This window comes from Pseudarthrobacter sp. MDT1-22 (assembly GCF_054511035.1).
The window spans coordinates 57009-78942 of record NZ_JBTNDK010000016.1 but is presented as its reverse complement, the minus strand read 5'-3'; the positions used below and the strand labels follow the sequence as shown (position 1 = coordinate 78942).

The 21934-nt window shown below is 66.5% G+C and carries 20 protein-coding genes, 1 pseudogene and 2 riboswitches; of the genes and pseudogenes, 8 read left to right on the top strand and 13 right to left on the bottom strand.

Annotated features, from left to right (window positions below):
• Window positions 1-45 precede the first annotated feature (45 nt).
• From fdhD to ACX80M_RS13665, 9 genes are all read right to left on the bottom strand, one after another.
• The gene (gene fdhD / locus ACX80M_RS13705) at window positions 46-969 is read right to left on the bottom strand and encodes a formate dehydrogenase accessory sulfurtransferase FdhD (RefSeq protein WP_252602313.1); all 924 of its coding nucleotides are present in this window, start codon (window positions 967-969) and stop codon (window positions 46-48) included.
• A 126-nt stretch (window positions 970-1095) separates the two neighbouring features.
• Window positions 1096-2532 carry a molybdopterin molybdotransferase MoeA gene (locus ACX80M_RS13700; RefSeq protein ID WP_374210050.1) on the bottom strand — a complete coding sequence of 479 codons (1437 nt, stop codon included), beginning with the start codon at window positions 2530-2532 and terminating at the stop codon, window positions 1096-1098.
• Entirely contained in the window at window positions 2498-2791 is a 294-nt protein-coding gene (locus ACX80M_RS13695; RefSeq protein WP_252602308.1) for a DUF6457 domain-containing protein, read from the bottom strand. Before ACX80M_RS13695 ends, ACX80M_RS13700 begins: the two co-directional genes overlap by 35 nt.
• Window positions 2788-3492 carry an NTP transferase domain-containing protein gene (locus tag ACX80M_RS13690; RefSeq protein ID WP_252602307.1) on the bottom strand — a complete coding sequence of 235 codons (705 nt, stop codon included), beginning with the start codon at window positions 3490-3492 and terminating at the stop codon, window positions 2788-2790. Before ACX80M_RS13690 ends, ACX80M_RS13695 begins: the two co-directional genes overlap by 4 nt.
• 62 nt (window positions 3493-3554) lie before the next feature.
• Window positions 3555-4055: an HNH endonuclease gene (locus tag ACX80M_RS13685; RefSeq protein WP_056346655.1), complete on the bottom strand. Its 501-nt coding sequence runs from the start codon at window positions 4053-4055 to the stop codon at window positions 3555-3557.
• A gap of 236 nt (window positions 4056-4291) precedes the next feature.
• Window positions 4292-5044 (bottom strand): C40 family peptidase, encoded by a 753-nt coding sequence (locus tag ACX80M_RS13680; RefSeq protein WP_459309847.1) that lies wholly within the window; start codon window positions 5042-5044, stop codon window positions 4292-4294.
• 187 nt (window positions 5045-5231) lie between these two features.
• Entirely contained in the window at window positions 5232-5906 is a 675-nt protein-coding gene (locus ACX80M_RS13675) for a C40 family peptidase (protein WP_459309846.1), read from the bottom strand.
• Between the two features lie 70 nt (window positions 5907-5976).
• Window positions 5977-6139, bottom strand: a riboswitch (cyclic di-AMP (ydaO/yuaA leader).
• A gap of 147 nt (window positions 6140-6286) precedes the next feature.
• Window positions 6287-7111 carry a M23 family metallopeptidase gene (locus ACX80M_RS13670; protein ID WP_459309845.1) on the bottom strand — a complete coding sequence of 275 codons (825 nt, stop codon included), beginning with the start codon at window positions 7109-7111 and terminating at the stop codon, window positions 6287-6289.
• A 3-nt stretch (window positions 7112-7114) separates the two neighbouring features.
• A riboswitch (cyclic di-AMP (ydaO/yuaA leader) is annotated at window positions 7115-7333 on the bottom strand.
• Between the two features lie 153 nt (window positions 7334-7486).
• A complete protein-coding gene (locus ACX80M_RS13665) occupies window positions 7487-8182 on the bottom strand; it encodes a metal-dependent transcriptional regulator (protein ID WP_252611379.1) in 696 nt (231 codons plus the stop codon).
• 277 nt (window positions 8183-8459) lie between these two features.
• On the opposite strand from ACX80M_RS13665, the gene serC reads away from it, so the two are divergent.
• Window positions 8460-9590 carry a phosphoserine transaminase gene (gene serC, locus ACX80M_RS13660; RefSeq protein ID WP_252602297.1) on the top strand — a complete coding sequence of 377 codons (1131 nt, stop codon included), beginning with the start codon at window positions 8460-8462 and terminating at the stop codon, window positions 9588-9590.
• A gap of 83 nt (window positions 9591-9673) precedes the next feature.
• On the opposite strand, the gene ACX80M_RS13655 is transcribed toward serC, so the two are convergent.
• From ACX80M_RS13655 to ACX80M_RS13645, 3 genes are read right to left on the bottom strand one after another with little or no spacing between them, the layout of a single operon-like run.
• Entirely contained in the window at window positions 9674-11008 is a 1335-nt protein-coding gene (locus tag ACX80M_RS13655; RefSeq protein WP_459309844.1) for an MFS transporter, read from the bottom strand.
• A 45-nt stretch (window positions 11009-11053) separates the two neighbouring features.
• Window positions 11054-11608 carry a DUF3027 domain-containing protein gene (locus tag ACX80M_RS13650; RefSeq protein WP_459309843.1) on the bottom strand — a complete coding sequence of 185 codons (555 nt, stop codon included), beginning with the start codon at window positions 11606-11608 and terminating at the stop codon, window positions 11054-11056.
• A gap of 9 nt (window positions 11609-11617) precedes the next feature.
• The gene (locus ACX80M_RS13645) at window positions 11618-12001 is read right to left on the bottom strand and encodes a cold-shock protein (protein WP_056347308.1); all 384 of its coding nucleotides are present in this window, start codon (window positions 11999-12001) and stop codon (window positions 11618-11620) included.
• A gap of 246 nt (window positions 12002-12247) precedes the next feature.
• Here ACX80M_RS13645 and ACX80M_RS13640 point away from each other — a divergent pair, with 246 nt between their 5' ends.
• The 6 genes from ACX80M_RS13640 (at window position 12248) to ACX80M_RS13615 (ending at window position 19412) form a co-directional block, all read left to right on the top strand.
• Entirely contained in the window at window positions 12248-12481 is a 234-nt protein-coding gene (locus ACX80M_RS13640) for a hypothetical protein (protein WP_058932785.1), read from the top strand.
• Between the two features lie 10 nt (window positions 12482-12491).
• Complete coding sequence (locus tag ACX80M_RS13635; protein ID WP_459309842.1) at window positions 12492-14981, top strand: helicase-associated domain-containing protein; 2490 nt, start codon at window positions 12492-12494, stop codon at window positions 14979-14981.
• 13 nt (window positions 14982-14994) lie between these two features.
• Window positions 14995-16638, top strand: coding sequence for a DNA repair helicase XPB (locus ACX80M_RS13630; protein WP_252611387.1), 1644 nt, complete (start codon window positions 14995-14997; stop codon window positions 16636-16638).
• 113 nt (window positions 16639-16751) lie between these two features.
• On the top strand, window positions 16752-17462 hold the full coding sequence (locus ACX80M_RS13625; RefSeq protein WP_058929981.1) for a response regulator transcription factor: 711 nt from the start codon (window positions 16752-16754) through the stop codon (window positions 17460-17462).
• Window positions 17463-17464: 2 nt separating this feature from the next.
• A complete protein-coding gene (locus tag ACX80M_RS13620; protein WP_252602284.1) occupies window positions 17465-19015 on the top strand; it encodes a sensor histidine kinase in 1551 nt (516 codons plus the stop codon).
• A 109-nt stretch (window positions 19016-19124) separates the two neighbouring features.
• Window positions 19125-19412 (top strand): WXG100 family type VII secretion target, encoded by a 288-nt coding sequence (locus ACX80M_RS13615; protein ID WP_058932786.1) that lies wholly within the window; start codon window positions 19125-19127, stop codon window positions 19410-19412.
• A gap of 20 nt (window positions 19413-19432) precedes the next feature.
• Here ACX80M_RS13615 and ACX80M_RS13610 read toward each other — a convergent pair whose 3' ends face one another.
• The gene (locus tag ACX80M_RS13610; protein WP_252614778.1) at window positions 19433-20491 is read right to left on the bottom strand and encodes an RNase H family protein; all 1059 of its coding nucleotides are present in this window, start codon (window positions 20489-20491) and stop codon (window positions 19433-19435) included.
• Window positions 20492-20701: 210 nt separating this feature from the next.
• On the opposite strand from ACX80M_RS13610, the pseudogene ACX80M_RS13605 reads away from it, so the two are divergent.
• Window positions 20702-21878, top strand: a pseudogene (locus tag ACX80M_RS13605) (ABC transporter substrate-binding protein).
• The last annotated feature ends 56 nt before the right edge of the window (window positions 21879-21934 follow it).

The following is a 21934-nucleotide window of genomic DNA, read 5'->3' as shown; positions in this document are numbered from 1 at the left end:
GCCAAGCGTCACCGGAAATCTTCGCCGAAGGGTGCTGGGGCCGTTTTATCCCGGCGCGTTCGCGCTTAACTCGGCCGCGTCCTCCCCGCGAACCGGCTCCGGAACCTGCGCGGCGGGCAGCGTAATCCTGCCCTGTCCGGCGTAGATATTCAGGCTGGTGCCCCGGCTGAACCCTGCCAGGGTCATGCCGCTGGCCTCCGCCAGCTCCACAGCAAGGCTCGACGGCGCACTCACCGCCGCCAGTACGGGAATGCCCGCCAACGCTGCCTTCTGGACGAGTTCAAACGATGCGCGGCCCGAGACCTGCAGGACCAGCCCGGTTAGTGGAAGCAACCGCTCCCGCAGGGCCCAGCCAATTACCTTGTCCACGGCGTTGTGGCGCCCCACATCCTCGCGCAGGCACAAAAGCTGCACGCCGCCGTCGTCCGTTATGCGGAAGAGGCCCGCGGCGTGCACTCCGCCGGTGACGTCAAAAACGTCCTGCGCTTCGCGGAGCCGCCCGGGCAGTGATGCCAGCACATGGGCGGGCACGGTCAATGGATCCGCCGCCGGGCTGAAATGGGAGGACTTGCGCACTGCCTCGATCGAGTCCGTGCCGCAGATACCGCAGGAGCTGGACGTGAAGACGTTCCGACCCTTCGCAGGGAGTTCGACGTCGGGCCGCAGCTGGGCTTCCACCACATTGAACGTCTGGACGCCGTCTTCGTCCTCGCCGGCGCAGAACCGCAACGACACCAGCTGCTCCGGAGCCCAGATGATCCCCTCGGACACCAGGAAGCCGGCCACCAGGTCAAAGTCGTCCCCGGGCGTCCGCATGGTCACCGAGAATGACAGTGCACCGATCCGGATTTCCAGCGGCTCTTCGACGGCGAGGACGTCCTCGCGGTGGCGGACCGGGAACTCAAGGGCATTGGGCGAGCCATCCAAAACATACTTGTGCACCTTGCGGCGCTGCGTCACGCGCCCCATCAGCGAACCGCCAGACTGTCTTGAAGGGCCCCGTGGACGTTCCGGACCTGCCGGCTGGCGCTGTTCATAGGTCCATCATTGCACCACTGGCCGGGCTGTGGCGTACGTGGTTCCGCAGCACGGCGCCTACCCCAGCAGGGCACTCCAGTCCACCGGACCGGCAGGCTTCGCAGCGTCCTTGCCAGCTGCCCGGGTGGCCGGCTTAGCGGCGGGCCGGCCCTTGGGCTTGGTACCCGGGTGCGCGGGCGCGGGCACCGGCGGCCCCCACGGCAAAGCGAACGCCGGGACTGGTTCGCCCAGCTGCACGCCATGCGGCGGAACAACCATCACACCGTGCGCCGACGCCAGTCCGCGCATCATCCCGGGACCCGTGTGCTTGGCCGGTGAAGCCATCCCGTACAGCAGCCTGAAGGGCATCAGCCTGGTCCGGCCCGGCTCAGGCTCAATGGTGGTCCCGCACGGGACCTCCTGCACCGGCGGCATGGTGCCGTGGCCCAGCGCCGCCAGCAGCGGTTCGCCCACCGTGGACAGTGCCATCATGGCGGCCAGCGGGTTTCCGGGGAGCCCCAGGACAAAGCGACCGTCGGGGAGCTCGGCCAGGACAGCCGGATGGCCGGGGCGCATGGCGATGCCGTCGATGACCAGCCGCCCGCCCAGTTCCGCCACAGCCCGGCGGAGGTGGTCGGTGTCCGAGACGCCAGTACCGCCGGTGGTGATCACGACGTCGGCAGGCAGCGCGGAGGGGTCCGGCACCTCGGGCGGGACGTCGGCCAGGCCGTCCAGCCACTCAGCGTAGGAATCGCCGATCCGCTCCTGGCCGCCGTTAATACCGCCAAGCATTTCCACTACGGCCGCGAGCTGCGGACCGAAGGTGTCCCGGACCTGTCCGGGGACCGGCAGCCCGTGGGCCACAACTTCGGAGCCGGTCAGCAGGAGCTTAACCACCGGCTTGCCCTGGACCAGCAGGTCATCGTGCCCGGCCAGGGCTGCGACCGCCAGATGGGCCGGGTTCAGTGTTACGCCGGCCTTGACCAGCACATCTCCCGCGGCGGCTTCCTCGCCGGCCTTCCTGATGTGCTGGCCGTTCCCGGGCTCGCCGGGGCGGGCGCCGCCGCCGGTCATCAGGAGCGGCAGGCCGTCGTCGTCCGTTCCAAGCACGGCGCTTTCGCTGCGCAGGACCGCTTTGGCGCCGGGCGGGATCAGTCCGCCGGTGACGATGGGGCTGGCCTGGTGGGGTGCCAGCCGCTGGCCTGCCTCTGCCACGATCCACGGACCGCTGCCGTTGACGGCCCATCCGTCCATCGCAGACGACGCGTAGTGCGGCATGTCGTGCAACGCAGTGATGTCGCCGGCCAGGACCCTGCCCAGGGCTTGGCCCAGGGGAACCCGGCCCGGCGGAATCGGCGTGGCGATATCAAAAGCGGCCCTGCGCGCCTCATCCCAGGTATGGGCAAGGTGCTTTGCCGGGGCTGTCTGCTGCTCGGGATTTTCGGATGCGTCGCCGGGGGCGGCGGTCACTGAACGGGATTCATTCGACGGGGGTCCCGGCGGATTCGGCGTCATAGTCAGCAGCCAGGGTGCGGGCACGGTCCATGGCAGCGGTCATGGCGGCGGCGTTGGTGGCCTGCCCCGATCCCGCAGCCAGGCCGGCGGCGAAACCGGCAATAAAGGTGGTGAGCGGGGCGGCGGGGCGGACCACTGAGTGGGCTGCCACGCCGGCCAGCGACAGGATGGTGTTGACGTCGATCTGGACGTCCTCCAGTTCATACGCCTGGAGCAAGGACCTGCACCATTCTTCCAGCGTCTCGTCCTGGCTTTTCACGCTCTGCCTCCCAAATCGTCTGCGGCAGTGTTGCCCCGGAGCCCGGTTAGGGGATCCGGGCCGGCCACTCCAAGTGCGGCGGCATCGTCCCAGGTGTCCACGTCTGCCGTGGAGCCGGCCGGAACGGCGACAAGCTGCACGTCCAGACTAGCAAGGAGTGCCCTCACCGACCCGTTGATTAAGCGTCCTGTGCTTTCCAGTTCCGCCACGGAACGTTGTAGCGCGGCCGTGCTATAAAAACCGACCAACGGCTGACGGCGGCCATCCTCCGAGACGGCCACTACGCCGTCCGGTCCCGTGGGCGCTCCGGCGGTGGGTCCTCGCGCACGCAAAGTAGCCTTCAGCACCGCCACCGCCTGCCCTACGTTGGGCATGTCGCAGGCCAGCACCAGCGTCAGCCCGGGGCGGCTGCCACCCGCAGCGGCCAGGGCCGCGAGCCCGGCCGCGATGGCCGCCCCCGGTCCGCTAAAGGGGGGTTCTTCGCGGCAGCGGAGAAATCCGGCAGGGATTTCGCCGGCCGGCACCTCCCCGGTGTCCGGACCAACCACGACGGCGGCCCGGGCTCCCCTCGCAGCGGCGGCGGAGCGGCACAAGAGGGAGGCGCCGTCGTACGTCAGACTCTGCTTGGGCACGCCACCGAGCCGCGACGAACGGCCGCCGGCGAGGATGACGGCATCGAAGTCGAGGGGGTCAGCGTCCACCCTCCCAGCTTAACCGCGCGGGCTGGAATACTGCGCGGGCTGGACTTGCGGAGCGACTGGATTCAGGCGGCCCGTTCAGGCAGCAGGAACGGATCCCAAGCCGGCGTGGGCTTCTCAAGTTCCTTGATCTGCCAGATGGTGCCATGCGGCGGTTCCGGATCAAACCTGAGCTTCCAGCCCATTTCAGCCGGCGTGTGGTCACCCTTGGTGTTGTTGCAGCGGAGGCACGCGGCCACCAGGTTCTCCCAGGAGTCGGCGCCGCCACGTGATTTGGGCTGCACATGGTCGATGGTGTGGGCACCCTTGCCGCAATACGCGCAGCGGTGGCCGTCCCGCCGCAGGACTCCGCGGCGGCTGACTGCGGTGCTCTGGTTGTATCTGGGGCGGATGTAGCGGTTCAGGAGAATCACGGACGGGCGGCCCAGGATCTCCTGCGGTCCCACCACAGGATCATCGCCCTCGGCAATGACACTGGCCTTGCCCGTGAGCACAAGCACCAGCGCCCGGCGGAAGGTGACTACCGCCAGCGGTTCATATCCAGCATTCAGAACGAGAGTGCGCATGCACGTACCTCTTTGTGGCCGCACCCGTCAGGGGCACGAGGGCCGGCTGCCCCCGGCATATCCGGGCTATGGATCGACACCACAAGAGTAAACAAAGAATCCCGGGATCAGCTAATCGCAGAAGCGGCCGCCGTCACGTGTCGGATTCGTGCATCTCTCCGGATCAGGGCAGCAGCCCGCAGACAGCGAAGGACCCCCGCCGTGAAGCGAGGGTCCTTCGAATGCTGACTCTGGTGCTAGGACACGCGGATGTAAACGGGGCCGGAGCCGACATTGGCGCTGAACACAACGGTCTGGTTGCCGTTGTAGCCCCCGTGCACGGCCTGGCCGTTGCCAGCGTAGACGGCAATGTGGGCAACGCCCGCGCCGCCGTCGGCGTAGTACAACAGATCGCCGGGCTGGGCCTCGGCGGCGCTGACGGTCTGACCGAGGGACAGGTAGCCTGCAGGCCAGTCGCGGAAGTTGATCCCCACGGCAGCCAGCGAGTTGGTGACCAGCATGGTGCAGTCCTGGCTGACGCCGAGCTGTGCATAGGCTGCGGACAGGATGGCCTGGCCCTTGCCGCTGGCGGAGACCGGCGCCTTCGGAGCGGCCGGAGTTGCCGACGCTACCGTGAGGGTGGCCGCGGCCTTGGCCGGAGCCGGAGCCGGAGCTTCAACAACAGGGGCGGGAGCCTCAATGGGAGCCGGCGTGGTGGTCACTGCGGGCTTCTCGTAGGAGATGGCAATGGTGGAAGCAGCCGAAATGATGGCCGGGGCGGAAACCTCAGCCTCAAGGTTCGAAGCGGACGCAGCTTCACGCTGGACGCCGGTGTCAGCCGCGTTCGCAGCGATACCACTGGTCAGGACAAGGCCGGAAGCAGCAGCGATAACCGCAGCCTGACGGCCCATGCCGCCGGCGTTGTCGCCGACAGCCTTGGCAATGACAGCCAGCGAGTTGGTCTTGGCGACCTCGGCGCGGTGCCGTGCAACAGTTGCACGTGTAGTCATTAATTTTCTCTCTTTCGTTTTCCTCAGGACCGCGTAGGCAGCCTAAGGGCTTTGGACGCGCCGGCATCTTGGGGGTACGCCGGCACGCCCCGAACGGGGATTTAGCGAAGAGTTTCTCGCGAAGAAACGGTTCCGGCAGCCAAGCTGCAGCAACTACTGGGCTGCAGCAACTACTGGACTGCAGGAACTACGGGGCCATTGTGAAGAACGCGGAGGAGCCTGTTGATGCCACGGAGTGGAGCAGCGTGCCCTGTGACGGGTTCAGTGCGCTGATCATCATGCCGTTGCCGACGTAAATGCCAACGTGGGCGCCGCCATTCTGCATGACCAGGTCACCGGTGGCCGGTGTGGCGGTGGGCCGCATGGCCGTCCAGGCATTGGTGCGGGGAATGCTGATGCCAGCCTGGGCGTAGACCCATTGCGTGAAGCCTGAGCAGTCCCAGCCATTGGGAGTGGTGCCGCCCCAGAGGTAGGGGTTGCCGATACCGGTGTAGGCAAGTGCTGCCAGACCCGAAGCGGCAGCGGAGGAGACAGTGTCAGCGAGCTTGGAGGCCGCGGCCTCGGTTGCGGCAGCACCCTGAGCCCCGGCTTCGGAGGCCGTGGACTGCGCACGGACCGTCTCAACCTTCGGCGCCGGCGTCGTCTTGATGACGGGGCGTTCGAAGGAAACGGTAGCCGTGGGCGCGGCAGTTACGGCAAGTGCCGTCTGCGCAGAACCGGACTCGGTGGAGGCGGAAACGCCGGCGGTGGTGTCCGCGGCGTTGGCCGGAAGCCCCATGCTCAGGATCAGACCTGATGCAGCTGCGATAACAGCAGCCTGGCGACCTACGGTCCCGGCATTGGCACTGACGGCCTTGGACACGGAGCCCAAGGGGTTAGTGCGAACCGGTTGTGCGCGGTGACGCGCAGAAGTATGGCGTGAAGACACGAAGGTAGCCTCTCCCAATGCCTGCGAGGTGAGCTGTCGGATTCGGATGGGAGTCACCCGGCCGCGCTGCTTCACAGTGGAAGCTTTGCGACTTAACCCCAAGGCCTTCAGAATCGAAGACCAAAATTGGTTCCCCCGCCCCTGCCAGACGATGTCATGCGAACGGACCTTGAGCGGTGGCAGAGCTAGGCAATCCACTCAAGAACGTCAACTTCGGAAAAGTTGACGCGCTTTAGACGTTACAGGAGTTCCGAGCCAATGTCACATTCAGGTCACGGCACGTCACTGCGATTCGAGAGTTGGCCATCATTTGGTCAGAGCCAGCCCGTGGGGTCAACGACTTCGCCATTGACCTGGACCTCGAAGTGGAGGTGGCAGCCCGTGGACGCGCCCGTGGTGCCGCTCAGGGCAACCACATCGCCGCGGCTGACCGTCTGGCCTACCTTGACGCTGCCGGAGGAGAGGTGGTTGTAGGTGGTTTCAAGGCCATTGCCGTGATCCACCACAACGCGGTTCCCGCCGCCGTACTGGTGCCAGCCGGCGAAGGTCACGGTGCCGCTGGCGGCAGCCAGGACAGAGGTTCCGCACTGTGCCACGAAGTCCTGGCCACGGTGGAAATCGCCGGAGCCGCCGGTAATGGGGCTGACCCGGAATCCGAACGGAGAGACTGTAACCAGCTGGGCTAGCGGCGAGCCGAGGCTTCCGGCAGAGGCCGCACGGGTAATGGATCCCGCGGACTGTGCGCTCAGCAGCTGCTTCAGTTTGCCGTCGGGATCACCCTGGGTAACCACGGACGAGCGGCTGAAATCAATTTGGGCGGCGGCTTCGGCGGTAACTTCGGGCTGCGGAGCAGCGGAAACGGCCGATGCGGCCTGGCCGGGTGCCGGAGTGGCCATCACGGGGCCGGTCACAGGAACCGTCACGGTAAGTGCTAGGCCTGTTGCTGCCAAGGCGATGCCGGCCTTCTGGCCGAGGCCACTGGCGGCGGCGAAATCCGTCATCTGCCGGAAGGGTCCCCGGCGGCGGCGGGCGTCCCGCTGTGGGTCGCGGGGCCTCTCCGCGGTGAAATCCTCGGCCACTCTGGGCGCCGAGGCGGGACCCACCGCGCGACGGCGGCCCCTGGAGTATTGCGTGGTCAAGAATGTTCCTCTCTGGATAGCCTGCGAAGTTAGCTGTCGGATTCGGGTCAGAGAGTTCAAAGACCCGGTCCGCCGTGACAAGCACTTGGCGCAGAGATATCCCGTGAGGATCCTTCGCTGGAAGAGGCTTGCTGCTGACGGACTTCACCCCAAGGCAGTCTTACGACTGCCGGTTGTGGTTCCCCCGCCTCTGCCAGTTGGTGACTGATGCACCTGATCCGCTGGCAGAGCTCGGCTCCGGATCAGGTAACGCTTTTGTATCGACGCTGAGTTACAACTATAGGTGATTAACTTGGACAGTAACAATTCCGTTATCTTTGCGGAACCTGGGTCACTGCGCTATGGCGCGGCCCCACACGGCGGACCGCCGTCCCGTCAGCGGACGGAAACGAAGACGTGGGATGCCACTTCCGGGGGCAGCTCGAGCGCCCCTTCGATTCCCGGAACCCGCACGGAAATGTACTCCCCCACGCGCTCCAAGGACACCGAGGCACCGGGCCTGATCCCGCCTTCGTCCAGCTGGACCAGCAGCTCAGGTTCCACCTGGATGGGTTCAGCCAGCCGGCTGACCGTCACGTTCGACGCCGGCCCGTAGCCCTGCATCGCATCAAGGAGATTAATCACACCGGCGTCGGGCAGCGCAGGCGCGGGTCCGCCCAGGGCAGCCAGTCCGGGGATGGGGTTGCCGTATGGAGACTCGGTGGGGTGGTTAAGTAACTCGTAGATGCGCTGCTCAACGCGTTCACTCATCACGTGTTCCCAGCGGCACGCTTCATCGTGGACATAGGCCCAGTCCAGGCCAATCACATCCGCCAGGAGCCGTTCCGCGAGCCTGTGCTTGCGCATCACTTCCGTAGCGCGTTTCCGCCCGGCTTCCGTGAGCTCCAGGTGGCGGTCTCCGGAGACCACGACCAGTCCGTCCCGTTCCATTCGGCCGATGGTTTGGGACACCGTGGGTCCGGAATGCCGCAGCCGTTCGGCGATGCGTGCGCGAAGAGCAACGATGTTCTCTTCTTCAAGCTCCAAAATGGTCCGAAGATACATCTCCGTAGTATCGATCAGATCCGTCATCCAGCTCAGCTCCTCGAGCGCAGTACCTTGCGTTGTCCCACCGTATCGCGTCCCGCTCAGCGGCGAGGTCCGCTAAAAAGCTTAGCCTATTTTGAATTTGTCTGGATAATGCCCGGGCGGGGACAAACGGTCTCATTGGCCGGACTATGACGGCCCCGGTTCCCCGCCCAATCGAGGGTTCAGGCAGAATAAAAGAGGTCCTTATGCAGTCACCGCCGACTACCGGCCACCCCACCGCCCGGACGTGAGCCACGTCCATGCCGAAATTGGAGCCCCCGTGAGCGAAACCAGCATCACTATTCCCGCCGACCTCCTGCCAAAGGATGGACGGTTCGGCGCAGGACCCTCCAAGGTCAGGCCGGAGCAGCTCGAAGCGCTCTCAGCGGCGTCCAAGACCATCCTGGGCACCTCCCACCGCCAGGCTCCGGTCAAGAACCTCGTGGGCTCCGTCCGTGAAGGCCTCAGCCAGTTCTTCCGCGCCCCCGAAGGCTACGAAGTGGTCCTCGGCGTCGGCGGCTCCACCGCTTTCTGGGACGTCGCCAGCTTCGGCCTGGCGGAAAAGAAGGCCCAGCACCTGTCCTTCGGCGAGTTCGGCTCCAAATTCGCCTCAGCCACCAACAAGGCCCCGTTCCTGGACGCCTCCTCCATCATCAAGTCCGAGCCCGGCACGCGCCCGGTATCGGCCGCCGAGGCTGGCGTGGATGTCTATGCCTGGCCGCAGAACGAAACCTCCACGGGTGTCGCGGCTCCGGTCAAGCGCGTCGCGGGCGCCGACGCCGGTTCCCTGGTCCTGGTGGACGCCACCTCCGCAGCCGGGGGCCTGGACGTGGACGTCTCCGAGGCCGATGTCTACTACTTCGCCCCGCAGAAAAACTTCGCGTCCGACGGCGGCCTGTGGCTGGGGCTCTTCTCCCCCGCCGCGCTGGAACGCGCCGCCCGGGTCAAGGCCAGTGGTCGCTGGATCCCCGATTTCCTGGACCTCCAGACCGCCATTGACAACTCCAAGCTGAACCAGACGTACAACACGCCGTCGCTCTCCACCCTGGTGACCCTCGACGCGCAGGTGCAGTGGCTGAACGCCAACGGCGGCCTGGACTTCGCGTCCGCCCGCACCGCTGACTCCGCCGGCCGGATCTACTCCTGGGCCGAGGCCTCCGAGTACGCCACGCCGTTCGTGGCCAAGGCGGAGGACCGTTCCAACGTCATCGCCACCATCGACTTCGACGACTCGATCGACGCCGCCGCGATCGCCAAGGTGCTCCGCGCCAACGGGGTCGTGGACACCGAGCCGTACCGCAAGCTGGGCCGCAACCAGCTCCGGATCGCCACGTTTGTTGCCATCGAGCCGGCTGACGTCTCCGCGCTGCTGGCAAGCATCGACTATGTGGTGGGCGAGCTGCGCAAGTAGCGCACCCGCGCGAACGGACACTTGGGGCCCAGGAACCAGGGCCCCAAGTGTCCGTTCGCGCTGTCTTGTGGTGACGCCGGTTGTCAGCGTCCGACGGCGTCGTCCGGGTTTTCGTCCCGGGCGGCGCCGTTTGCGTTGTCCCCCGGTTGTTGGACGCCCAGATGGGAGACGACGCCGAAGTACCGGAGGCCGCAGGCCCGCCGGTTGAAGGTGAGCCGGAGCCGCTGGGCGCGGATGATCCAGATCATTCCGATCACGGCGGCGATGATCCCGGAGGCGGCCGCGACGGAAAGCGACCACCGGGGGCCGGCGACGTTGGCCACCCATCCCACCAACGGGGCGCCGATGGGTGTGCCGCCCATAAAGATGGCCATATACAGGGCCATGACCCTGCCCCGCATCACGGGATCGGTGGTGGTCTGGACGTAGCCGTTGGCACTGGTCATCATGGTGATTGCGAACAGGCCCACCGGCACCAGCGCCAACCCGAACCAGAAGTAGTCCGGGGCAAGCGCGGCCAGTCCCGAGGTCACCCCAAAGGCGGCCGCGGCGCCGAAGATCATCCGCAAGCGGGGCTTGCCGCGGCCGGCGGAGAGCAGCGCGCCTGCCACGGAACCGATGGCCATAATGGAATTCATGAGCCCGAACGCGCTGGCGTCCAGCCCGAATTCCGTGCCCACCATCGCGGCGATAAACAGCACGAAGTTAAGGCCGAGTGTTCCCACAATGAACACGGCCACCAGGACCACCACGATGTCCGGCCGGAACCGCACATAGCGCAGCCCCTCCCGGATTCGGCCCTTACCCGGAGCCGCCCGGGGAAGGTGGCGCAGTGACGCGGCGGGGATCTTCCACAGGCTCAGAAGCATGGCCAGGAACGTGAAGGTGTTGATCACGAACACCCAGCCGGGACCTACCGCTACGGTGAGGACGCCGGCCACGGCGGGCCCGATCATCCGGGCGACATTGAACGAGGCGCTGTTCAGGGCCACGGCGTTGGGCAGGTAGTCGTCCCGCACCAGTTCAGAAACAAAGGTCTGCCGCACCGGGGCATCGAGGGCGGAGACCATGCCCAGCAGCAGGGCGAAGCCGTAGACGTGCCACAGCTGGCCGGCGCCGAGCACCACGAGGATGCCCAGGCCGGTGCTCAGGAGGGCCATCATTGACTGGGTGATGATGAGCAGCTGCCGGCGGCTGTACCGGTCCGCCACGAGGCCGGCGACCGGCGCCAGGAAGAGCTGCGGCCCCAGCTGCAGCGCCATGGTGATGCCCATGGCCCCGGCGTCGTGATCGGTGAGGTGGTCAAACACCAGCCAGTCCTGGGCCGTCCGCTGCATCCAGGTTCCGATGTTGGAAACCAGCGCGCCGAGGAACCAGATCCGGTAGTTGAGGATGTGCAGGGATTTGAAGGTGGACATCAGTGCCGGCCTTCTTGGTTCTCAACCCTGCGCATTGGCAACTGCTTAGTCAGCCTCGCCGGCGGGGTCGTCGCCTTCGTCGACTTCGGAGTCTTCGTCCCGGTCCTCGGACCCGGGAGTCTCAGCCTCGGCGTGCGAAGTGTCCGGCTCCGCAGCGGAAGCCTCGGCAGCGCGCGGTTCCTCTTCCTCTGCGGCCTGTGCGTCCTCGGGGCGGACGCGCTCGGCCCACGGCACCCATTCCGGGGAGAGGATGGAGTCCTCCGACGGCAGGAGGCCAAGCTCGCTGACCGTGACCACCTTGGAGCGGGAGTTCCTGGTCAGGACCGCGTACCACTGCCAGCCGTGGTAGCCGGCCATTCTTGATTCGAAGAGGTGGGTGACCAGGCGGTCGCCCTCACTTTTGGCAGCCAGGTGCGCACCGATGTCCGACGCCGCCGCGATGCCTTCGATGGCGGTTCGCGCCTCGCCAACGGCAGCGGCGAGGAAGGCATCCGGCTTTCCGGTACGCCACACGGGCACGCCGGCGCGGCGCTTGGCCTCGGCTTTGGCGCCTACTTTCTCCGCTGTTGTGGTGTCCCGCTGTTCAGCTTCCGCGTTCATGGCCAAGACCTAAACGTCCAGCTCGTCGGCAACCTTACGCAGGGCAGCCGCGATGGCTTTGCCCTTGTTGCCTTCCGGGTACTTGCCCGCGGACAGGGTTCCGGAGAGGTTATCCAGCACGCTGACCAGGTCCTGGACCAGCGGCGCGAGGTCCCGGGCGCTGGGCCGCTTGGCCTTGGCGATGGACGGCGTCTTGTCCAGGACGCGCAGGCCCAGGGCCTGTGCACCCTTGCGGCCGTCGGCAACGCCGAACTCAACCCGGGTGCCGGCCTTCAGTTCCGTGATGCCTTCGGGGAGCGATGATTTGGGCAGGAAGACTTCCTGGCCGTCCTCGCCTGCGAGGAATCCGAAACCTTTTTCCTTGTCATACCACTTGACCTTGCCGGTAGGCACGTAATCAACCTTCTTCGTTCTGACGTCTTCTGACACGGCCGGCAGTCACCGCATCCGCACTGATGTGCGGGTTCAGGGTATGACAGCGACGGACCGTGTTGGTCTGTTCTTCAAGGTTATCCTGCCGGGGGCCGGAATCCTGCTTTCACGCACCCTTCGTCCTGCCGCCTGCCTGCGGCTGTGTGCCCGCCGCTCACGGCCGCCTGTGGCGCCACCACCGGCCGCCCGGCTGTTAGCGTTGCCTGCATGACACCCTCGCGATACCGGCGCCCACTGATGATCTGCGCAGCGGTTGTTGCCATGCTTTCCCTCGTGGCGGTGGGAGCCGTCATGGCACTGGCCTTCGCAGGCTCCGCTGCTCCGGCCTGGGTCACTGCCACTGCCCTGTACGGGTTGCCTGTGGCGTTCCTGCTGATGCTTTTCCTGGTGCTGGACAGCGTGGCGGGCCGGCGCCGGGCAGGAAAGTCCGGCGGGCGGTAACGTTGGACTGATGTCCCTTATTCGCGCCCTCAGCAAAGAACTGGAAGCACGCAGCGATGACTCGTTGCGGGCGCTCTTTGCAGCGCGGCCGGACCTTATGTCCCCCGCCGTTCCTGACTTTTCCGCCCTGGCCGCGCGGGCAAGTGCGCGGGTCAGCGTCCAGCGCGCGCTCGAGCGGCTTAACAGGCCACAGATGCAGGTGCTGGAAACGCTGCATCTCTGTACCAACACGGACACCGAACACAGCGCCTCGGCGGCGGGCGTCCGGAAACTCATTGCAGGGTCCACGGTGGCGGCGCTGGAACGCATCCTGGCCTCGCTCCAGGAACTGGCTTTGGTGCACCGGGCAGAGCCGCCGCATGGAACGGCGGTTTCGGGCCACCGCCAGCGCTACTACCTGCCGGTGGGAAGCCTCAAGGACGTGGTGGGAATCTATCCTGCGGGGCTGGGGCGCAGCTACACCGAGCTGGTCAGGCTCCAGCCCGCGTTTGCCCAGCGGGCAGTCCAGCTCGTTGCCGAGCTGCGCCGCAGCGGCGTCTCCATCCAGAACGCCACCACCCCCATGGAGGCAGCCCTCGCGCTGCAGCATTGGACATCCTCGCCCGAGGCACTCGGCGAGGCTTTGGCCGGAGCCCCGGAACGCACGACGGCGTTGCTCGCCAAATTCCGCAACTGGGCCATGGGTGCCGTCCCCCAGGCGCAACGGAAAGCGTCGGTCTCGAACCAGGGCGCCGACGTCGGGCCCGTTGACTGGCTCCTGGCCCGGGGCCTGCTGGTCCCCTTGGACGCCGCGCACGTGGAATTGCCGCATAGCGTGGGATTGTCGCTGCGTGGCGGCGCCATCATCAATGACTTCTCCCTGTCCCCACCGGTTCCGGAGCTGGGCAGCACCACCGCTGCGCTTCGCCGGAACGCGGCGCTGGGCGCCATCGCCGAAACCCTGCGGCTGGTGGGTGACCTCCTCCACGCCGTCCGCGAACAGCCGCTGGCCACACTGCGCAGCGGCGGCGTTGGTGTACGGGAAATGAAGCGGCTTGCCGAGACGCTTCGCATCGACCAGCACCGGGCGGGCCTGCTGCTGGAGGTCAGCGCCCTCGCCGGCCTGTTGCGCCTTGATGTGGACTCGTCCTCGTGGGTGCAGCCCCCGCAGCTGGAGTGGCTGGCCCTCCCCCGCCAGGAGCAGTGGCTGTGGCTGGTCAATGCCTGGCTCGCGAGCGAGCGTGTGCCTTCACTGGTGGGTCAGCCCGCCAACGGCCCCGGCGGCGTTCCCGCCGCACACCGTGCCCTGGCCGGGAACACCGTTAATGCCCTTTCGGCAGAGGCGCAGCGGCCGGACGCCCCCGTGGTCAGGAAGCGGATCCTGGAAATCCTGGAGGAACTCACCCAGGAGGCTGCCGCTGCGGACGGCACGGCACCGGTCCTGGATGCTGCGGCCGTCCTCCAGCGGGCTGAATGGACGCAGCCGCGGATGGCCCGCCGGTTCAGTTCCCTGATCAGGGGTGTGCTCGCGGAAGCGGAGCTGCTCGGACTGATCGGCTCCGGTGCGTTGAGCCAGCTGGGCAGCGCCATTGCCGAAGACAACCCGGACGAAGCCTTGGGCATCCTGGGCGAGCATCTGCCTGCGGCACTGAACCACGTCCTGCTTCAGGCGGACCTGACCGCAGTTGCCCCGGGCTACCTGGCTCCGAAGCTGGCCGAAAAGCTACTGGTGATGGCCGACGCCGAGGGGCACGGACCCGCCACGATCTACCGGTTCTCCCCCAACTCGGTCCGGCGGGCGCTGGACGCCGGGCATGACGCCTCGAGCCTGCTTGAGTTCCTGCGTGAGCATTCGGCCACGGCCGTGCCGCAGCCCTTGGAATACCTGGTGGAGGACACCGCGTCCAGGCACGGCCGGCTCCGGGTGGGAATGGCCGCCAGCTTTATCCAAAGCGATGATGAGGCAACGGTGCTGGAGCTGGCGGCGGAGTCCAAAGCGGTCGGCCTGGGGCTGGCCCGCATTGCGCCGACGGTCCTGATCTCTACCGCTCCGCCGCGGGAGACAGCCCAGGTCCTGCGCGGACTGGGCCTCTCGCCGTCGGTGGACCAGGCCGAGCCCGGAGTGGTCCGGCTCCGCCGCACTAACCATGTTCCCGGCAGCGCCCGCCCCGTCTACACGGCGCCGCGGACCGCACCCGCCGAGGACGACGTCGCCGCGCAGCTGGCCGTCCTGCGGAACAGGCGGGCTGAAGCCTCCGGAAACCACGCAGGCCCCGTGGCTGGCTCCGGCGAAGCTGCGACCCAGCTTGGGCTGGAGACGCTGCAACGGGCTATCCGGCTCAAGCAGCGGGTGAGCATGAACGTGGTGGACAGCCAAGGGAATTCCTGCCTGGAGACAGTTGTTCCCCTCTCCGTAAACGGCGGACGCGTCAGGGTCTTTGATCCTGCCAAGGAAACCGAGCGCGTGCTCTCCATCCACCGCATTATCGACATTGAGGCCGCAGAAGAACTGCGCCAGTGAAGGACTGCCCCGCGTGAACGACGGCCCGCTGATCGTCCAAAGTGACAAAACCATCCTGCTCGAAGTGGACCACGAACTGGCCACCGAGGCGCGCCACGCCATCGCCCCGTTCGCCGAGCTGGAACGCGCCCCCGAGCACATGCACAGCTACCGCCTGACGCCCCTGGGCCTGTGGAACGCACGCGCCGCCGGCCTGGACGCGGAGAAGGTCCTGGACACCCTGCTCAAATACTCGCGGTTCCCCGTGCCGCATTCGCTGCTGATCGACGTCGAAGAGACCATGTCCCGGTACGGGCGGCTGCGGCTGGAGAAGGACCCCCAGCACGGCCTGGTGATGCGCACGGACGACTACCCGGTGTTGGAGGAGGTCATCCGGGCCAAAAAAATACAGCCCCTGCTGGGGCCGCGGATCGACGGCGAAACCATTGTGGTCCACTCCTCACAGCGCGGCCAGCTCAAGCAGCTGCTCCTGAAAATCGGGTGGCCGGCGGAGGATCTGGCCGGCTACGTGGACGGCACACCCCACCTGATCGCCCTGAACGAGAACGGCTGGAAGCTCCGCCCGTACCAGCAGCTCGCCACCGAGAATTTCTGGGCCGGCGGCAGCGGCGTGGTGGTGCTGCCCTGCGGGGCCGGGAAGACGCTGGTGGGTGCCGCGGCCATGGCCACGAGCTCCACCACAACCCTCATCCTGGTCACTAACACGGTGGCGGCCCGGCAGTGGAAGGATGAGCTGCTCAAGCGGACGTCCCTGACGGAGGACGAAATCGGCGAGTACTCGGGCGCGGTCAAAGAGGTCCGCCCGGTCACCATCGCCACGTACCAGGTCCTCACCACCAAACGCGGCGGCCTGTACCCGCACCTGGAGCTGGTGGACGGCCACGACTGGGGCCTGATCATCTATGACGAAGTGCACCTCCTGCCAGCGCCGATCTTCCGGATGACCGCGGACCTGCAGGCCCGCCGCCGGCTGGGCCTCACCGCCACCCTGGTCCGCGAGGACGGCCGCGAAGGCGAGGTCTTCAGCCTCATCGGGCCCAAACGGTACGACGCGCCGTGGAAGGACATCGAAGCCCAGGGCTACATCGCCCCCGCGGACTGTGTGGAGGTCCGCATTGACCTGCCCCGGGACGAACGCGTGGCCTATGCCATGGCCGAGGACGCGGACAAGTACCGGCTGTGCGCCACGTCCGAGTCCAAGACCCTGATCGTGGAACAGCTGGTGGCCCGGCACCAGGGCGAGCAGCTGCTGGTGATCGGGCAATACATTGACCAGCTGGACGAGATCGGCGAGCGCTTGCATGCTCCCGTCATCAAGGGCGATACGTCCGTCAAGGAACGGCAGAAGCTCTTCGATGCATTCCGGGCCGGCGACGTGAACACGCTGGTGGTTTCCAAGGTGGCCAACTTTTCCATCGACCTGCCCGAGGCCTCGGTGGCCATCCAGGTCTCCGGTTCCTTTGGGTCGCGGCAGGAGGAAGCCCAGCGGCTGGGCCGGTTGCTCCGCCCCAAGAAGGACGGCCGGGCGGCCCGCTTCTACTCGCTGGTGGCCCGGGACACCCTGGACCAGGATTTCGCGGCCAAGCGGCAGCGCTTCCTGGCAGAGCAGGGCTATGCTTACCGGATCATGGACGCCAAGGATGTCGGCGCCGCCTAACGGCCACCCGCTGTTCCTGTCCGGCGAGGGGGATGGCCATGCCCGGCGGGCTCCCCATGGAACACCCACCATCCATCCAGAAAACTCACAGCTTCTGGGAGCATGATGGGAGCATGAAGAAGACCGGCCCAGAAGCCAAGCTGCTAGTTGTTGATGACGAACCCAACATCCGCGAGCTGCTGTCCACCTCGCTCCGCTTCGCAGGCTTCGAGGTGGTCTCTGCCGCCAACGGCCGTGACGCGCTGGCCGCCGCCGAGCTCCACGCGCCCGATCTGGCGGTGCTGGACGTGATGCTGCCGGACATGGATGGCTTCACCGTCACCCGCAAGCTGCGGGCTTCGGGTAAGCACTTTCCGGTCCTGTTCCTCACGGCGAAGGATGACACGGAGGACAAGGTCACCGGCCTCACCGTAGGCGGGGATGACTACGTCACCAAGCCGTTCAGCCTGGACGAGGTAGTAGCCCGCATCCGTGCCGTCCTGCGCCGCACGCAGCCCCTGCTCGACGACGACGCCGTGATCCGTGTGGACGACCTGGAGCTCGACGACGACGCCCACGAAGTGCGCCGCGGCGGCACCGTGATCGAACTGTCCCCCACGGAATTCAAGCTCCTCCGGTACCTCATGCTGAACCCCAACCGCGTGCTGTCGAAATCCCAGATCCTGGACCACGTGTGGGAGTACAACTTCAACGGCGACGCCTCGATCGTGGAGTCCTACATCTCCTACCTCCGGCGCAAGGTGGACATTGATCCGGACGCACCGGCACTGATCCAGACCAAACGCGGAGTCGGCTACGTGCTCCGGACGGCAGAGAAGCGCTGACCTTGCTGCAGCGGTGGAAATCGGCCTCGTTGAGGTCCCAGCTGGTGGCCATGATTATGGCACTGCTGATTGTTGCGCTGACCTCAACCGGCGCCGGCACCCTCACGCTGCTGCACAGCTACCTCCAGGCGCAGGTGGATGACAAGCTGTACGCCGCCGTCGACCTCGCCAGCAAGCAGCGCTCGTTCACCCAGTTGCAGGCACCCACCAACCCGATGGTCCCCACTGACTACTCGCTGATCCTTTACACCCCCGGTGAGAACCCCCAGCTGTTGGGCGGCGATCCGGATGACCACCCCGACATCGCAACCATCTCCGTTGAGGACGCCCAGAACCGGGGCACCCTCCCGTACCAGGTCAGGGGCACCGACGGCCAGAACTGGCGGGTGGTCGCGGTGACCGTGCTCTATGTCGGCCGTCCCGCCGTCGTTGTCATAGGCTTGCCGCTGCAAAGCGTGGATGACGTCCTCAAGCACGCCACCCTGGTGGTCACCGGCGTCGGCCTGCTCACCCTGCTGCTGGCCTCCCTGATCGCCAGCTGGACCGTATCCCGGTCATTCCGTCCGCTGGCCAAGGTGGAAAAGACCGCAGCCGCCATCGCCGCGGGCGACCTTTCCAGGCGTGTGGACGTCGAAAATCCCGGCACTGAAGTGGGGCGGCTCGGCAGCTCGCTGAACGCCATGCTGGCGCATATCGAGACGGCCTTCGCCGCCAGGACAGCCTCCGAAGGCAGAATGCGCCGGTTCGCGGCCGACGCCTCCCACGAGCTGCGTACCCCGCTCGTGACCATCAGGGGTTTCTCCGAGCTCTACCGCCATGGCGCGCTGGCCACCGACGAGGACGTGGCCACGGCCATGGGGCGGATCGAAAGCGAAGCCAAACGGATGGGCTCTATGGTGGAGGACCTCCTCCTGCTGGCGCGCCTGGACGAACAGCGCCCGCTCCAGCAAAAGCCCGTGGACCTGCAGCTGGTTGCCCACGATGCGGTGGTGGACACGCAGGCGAGCGACCGCTCGCGCCCCATCTCCCTGACCGGCCTTGGTGACGATCCGGCCGCCCCCGCCCCGGTGCTCGGTGACGAAGCAAAACTGCGGCAGGTGGTGGGGAACCTCGTGGGGAACGCCCTGCGCTACACCCCGGACGGCAGCCCGATCGAACTAGCCGTCGGGGTCCGGACCTCCGACGGCGGGCAGCCGCTCGCCGTGATCGAGGTCCGTGACCACGGCCCTGGCATCTCCGAAGAGGACGCGTCCAAGGTGTTCGAGCGTTTCTACCGCGCGGACACGTCCCGGACGCGCGAGACCGGCGGCAGCGGCCTGGGGCTCGCGATTGTCGCGGCCATCGTCGGATCGCACGGCGGGTCCGTCAGGGTGGAAAAGACCGACGGCGGCGGGGCCACGCTGGTGGTCAGCCTGCCGGTCCGGGACGACGCCACCGATGAGGCTCACGCCGGCGATGACCACCTGGCGGAAGCCCACCCGGGCCCACCCGCCACGCAGGATGGCGATCCTGTGGACGGAGGCCATGGAGATGGCAAGGTTATCCACATATAGCCATGGAGCGTGGCGTGCGGGCAGTGCCCGTCCGTAGGCTCGCGGTAGTGGCCCGGAGCAGCCGGGCGGGCAGCACATGCTGTTCCACTACTTCGAGAGGCAGCAAGCCATGAGCATCATTTCCGTCGACACCGAACTCCTTCAGCTGAAGTCGGCCAACGTCAAAGCAACTGTGGACCGGATCAGCTCGGACGTCCAGACCATGAAGCGCGGCCTGGACGAACTGCAGTCCACCTGGCGGGGCTCGGCTGCCAACAACTTCCAGGCCCTGGTGACCGAGTGGACACTCACCCAGGGCAAGGTGGAGGCATCGCTGGCATCCATCAACATGGCCCTGGCATCAGCAGCGTCCACCTACGCCCAGGCCGAGCAGGGCAACACCCAGCGCTTCAGCTGAGTCCCCAGCCGAAATGGCCCCTACGCCTCCGGCGTCCCCTGGCGGAATCGGAGCCGCCATCTGTTGCCGTCCAAGACCCACAGTGAGCTATGGAGAGCCGTGCCTAAGCGCGAGTAGCTTCGGCACGTCAGCAGGATCGCGCTGGTCCCGATGCGGTCCGCACCCAGGATCTCCAGTTCAGTGTGCTGCCCCGGTTCCTCTTCCAATGCCATCATCGTGGCGTCACGGGTCCATACCCTGCCCGAGGTTCCGATCTCCATAAAATCAGGGTGCAGGAGGACGCCGGTGCGGCCGATGTCCCCACGGATGTCGGGGCCCGACAACTCGCGTTCGAGGGCCTCGACGATCGCTTCGGGGCTCATCTCGGCCCCGGCGGACTCCGACGGGATGAAGGAGTCGCTCTCCAGCTCACTGAAGAGGTCCGGCTCCTCGTAGGGGCCTTGGTTGAAAAGGTCCTGGCCGTACGAGACCTGACTGTCGAAGCCAGCACCGCCGGCTGTGGTGGCGGCCTGAAGGCTGGCTGCAGTGGCGGCGCCGGGGCTGGTCAGTGCGGCGCCTGCCCCAGGGCTGACGGCAACCCGGCTATCAGCTGCTGGGCCAACCGCTGCCGGGGCTCCCGCGAAGCCCGGGCCTGAACGCGCTGCCACACCCTGCTGGTACGCGGTGGCGGCTGCACGCGCGCGGACATCGGCTGCCTCATTGAGGTCGTGGCCTGCGTGGCCCTTGACCCATTCGAACGTGTATTTCCGGCCGGCGATTTCCCGGTCAAGTTCCTTGAGCAGCTCAACGTTCAGGACGGGTTTGCCGTCGGCCTTCCGCCAGCCCTTGCGTTTCCAGCCCGGCATCCACTTTGTGATGGAGTTGATCACGTACTGGCTGTCGCACAGGACCCTCAGGTCCTCCTCCGGGACGTGGGCGGTGGCACGGAACAGATCCAGGACGGCCATCAGCTCGCCCTGGTTGTTGGTGCCGTGCGGCCATCCCCCGGCGCGCCAGCAGTCGTCGTTCACATACCAAGCCCAACCGGCCGGGCCGGGATTTCCTAAAGCCGAACCGTCGGCCGCTGCAGTAATTGTCACCTAACCATCCTGCCAGACAGCGCCGACAACCGGTTCAGCCAGCGCTCGGGAAACCGCTTACCGAAAAGCCTTGACGCCGAAGTCGAAGCGCGGCAGAATCCGAATCCTGGCCGGGAAAGCGCTTTCTCAGTCGAAGCTTCCCCACCGGCACCGACGCCGCCACGGGACACGCGCGGGGTGGACCTCCACCCTTTTGAGGACGGCACGTCAATGAAGATTCGGGCCATTAGCCGCAGGAGATTCCAGTTCGGCGCAGTCGCCGTCGCTGTCTCACTGCTCGCCACAGGCTGCGGTGCACCCGCCGGCTCCAGCGAAAACAGCGAAGTCACCCTGCGGTTCGCCTGGTGGGGCAATGAGTACCTCAACGCGCAAACAGAGAGAGTCATCGACGCGTTCGAGGCGGAACATCCCAACATCAAGATCGAATCCGAGCCGGGCGAATGGGCCAGCTACTGGGACAAACTGGCCACCACAACCGCTGCCAATGACGCACCGGATGTCATCCAGATGGACCAGAAATACATCGCCGAGTACGGTGGCCGCGGGGCGCTGCTGGACCTGGCCAAACAGGGCGGGATCGACACCTCCAAGCTGGACAAGGAATCACTGGCGTCCGGCCAATACGACAACGCACAGTACGGGTTGAGCACCGGAAAGAACGCCTACGTCATCATGGCGAACACCAAGGTCTTCGAGGCAGCAAACGTGCCTGTCCCCGACGACACCACCTGGACCTGGGACGACTGGACACCGCCGCGAAACTCAGCGCGGCCGGTGACGGGAAGAGCTACGGCGCGGCCTATGGCAGCAACGAGGCGGACCTCATCATCTGGCTTCGGCAGCACGGCGAGGACCTCTACTCCCAGGACGGGAAACTGGACTCCGACACCGCTACGGCCGCTGCGTTCTGGGAATCGCTGAAGGAACAGCGCGATTCCCAGGCAAGTCCGCCGGCCACGGTGGCCACCGAGGACTCCGGCGCAGGCCTTGAGGAGAGCCTGTTCGGCACGAACCGGGTGGGCAAGGCCTGGTGGTGGACCAACCAGCTGGGATCACTGGAAACCACCACGGGCAGCAGCATCAAGATGCTCCGCGCCCCGCAGGCGCCATCCTTATGACAGACCGCGGAGTCCCCAGCAACTCTGAGATCGTCGAGGGCATCACCCCGGCCCTCAAGCCGGCAGGCACCACTGTGGTGGCCTTCCTGAAGGTCATTGCGCCGGACATCGCCGGCGCGCCTCCCGTCCCGCCGGTGGGTGCCGGCAGCGTCCAGAACGTCATCAAGCGGTTCACCGACGAAGTCCTGTACGACCGGATGACTCCGCAGGCGGCCGCCGACGCGTTCAAGAAGGAAGTCGAAGGGATGCTGGCCACGGCCCGCAAGTAGCGCCAAACAAATGCGGCCCCCTCCAGTGGAGGGGGCCGCATTATGGTTTGCGCGGA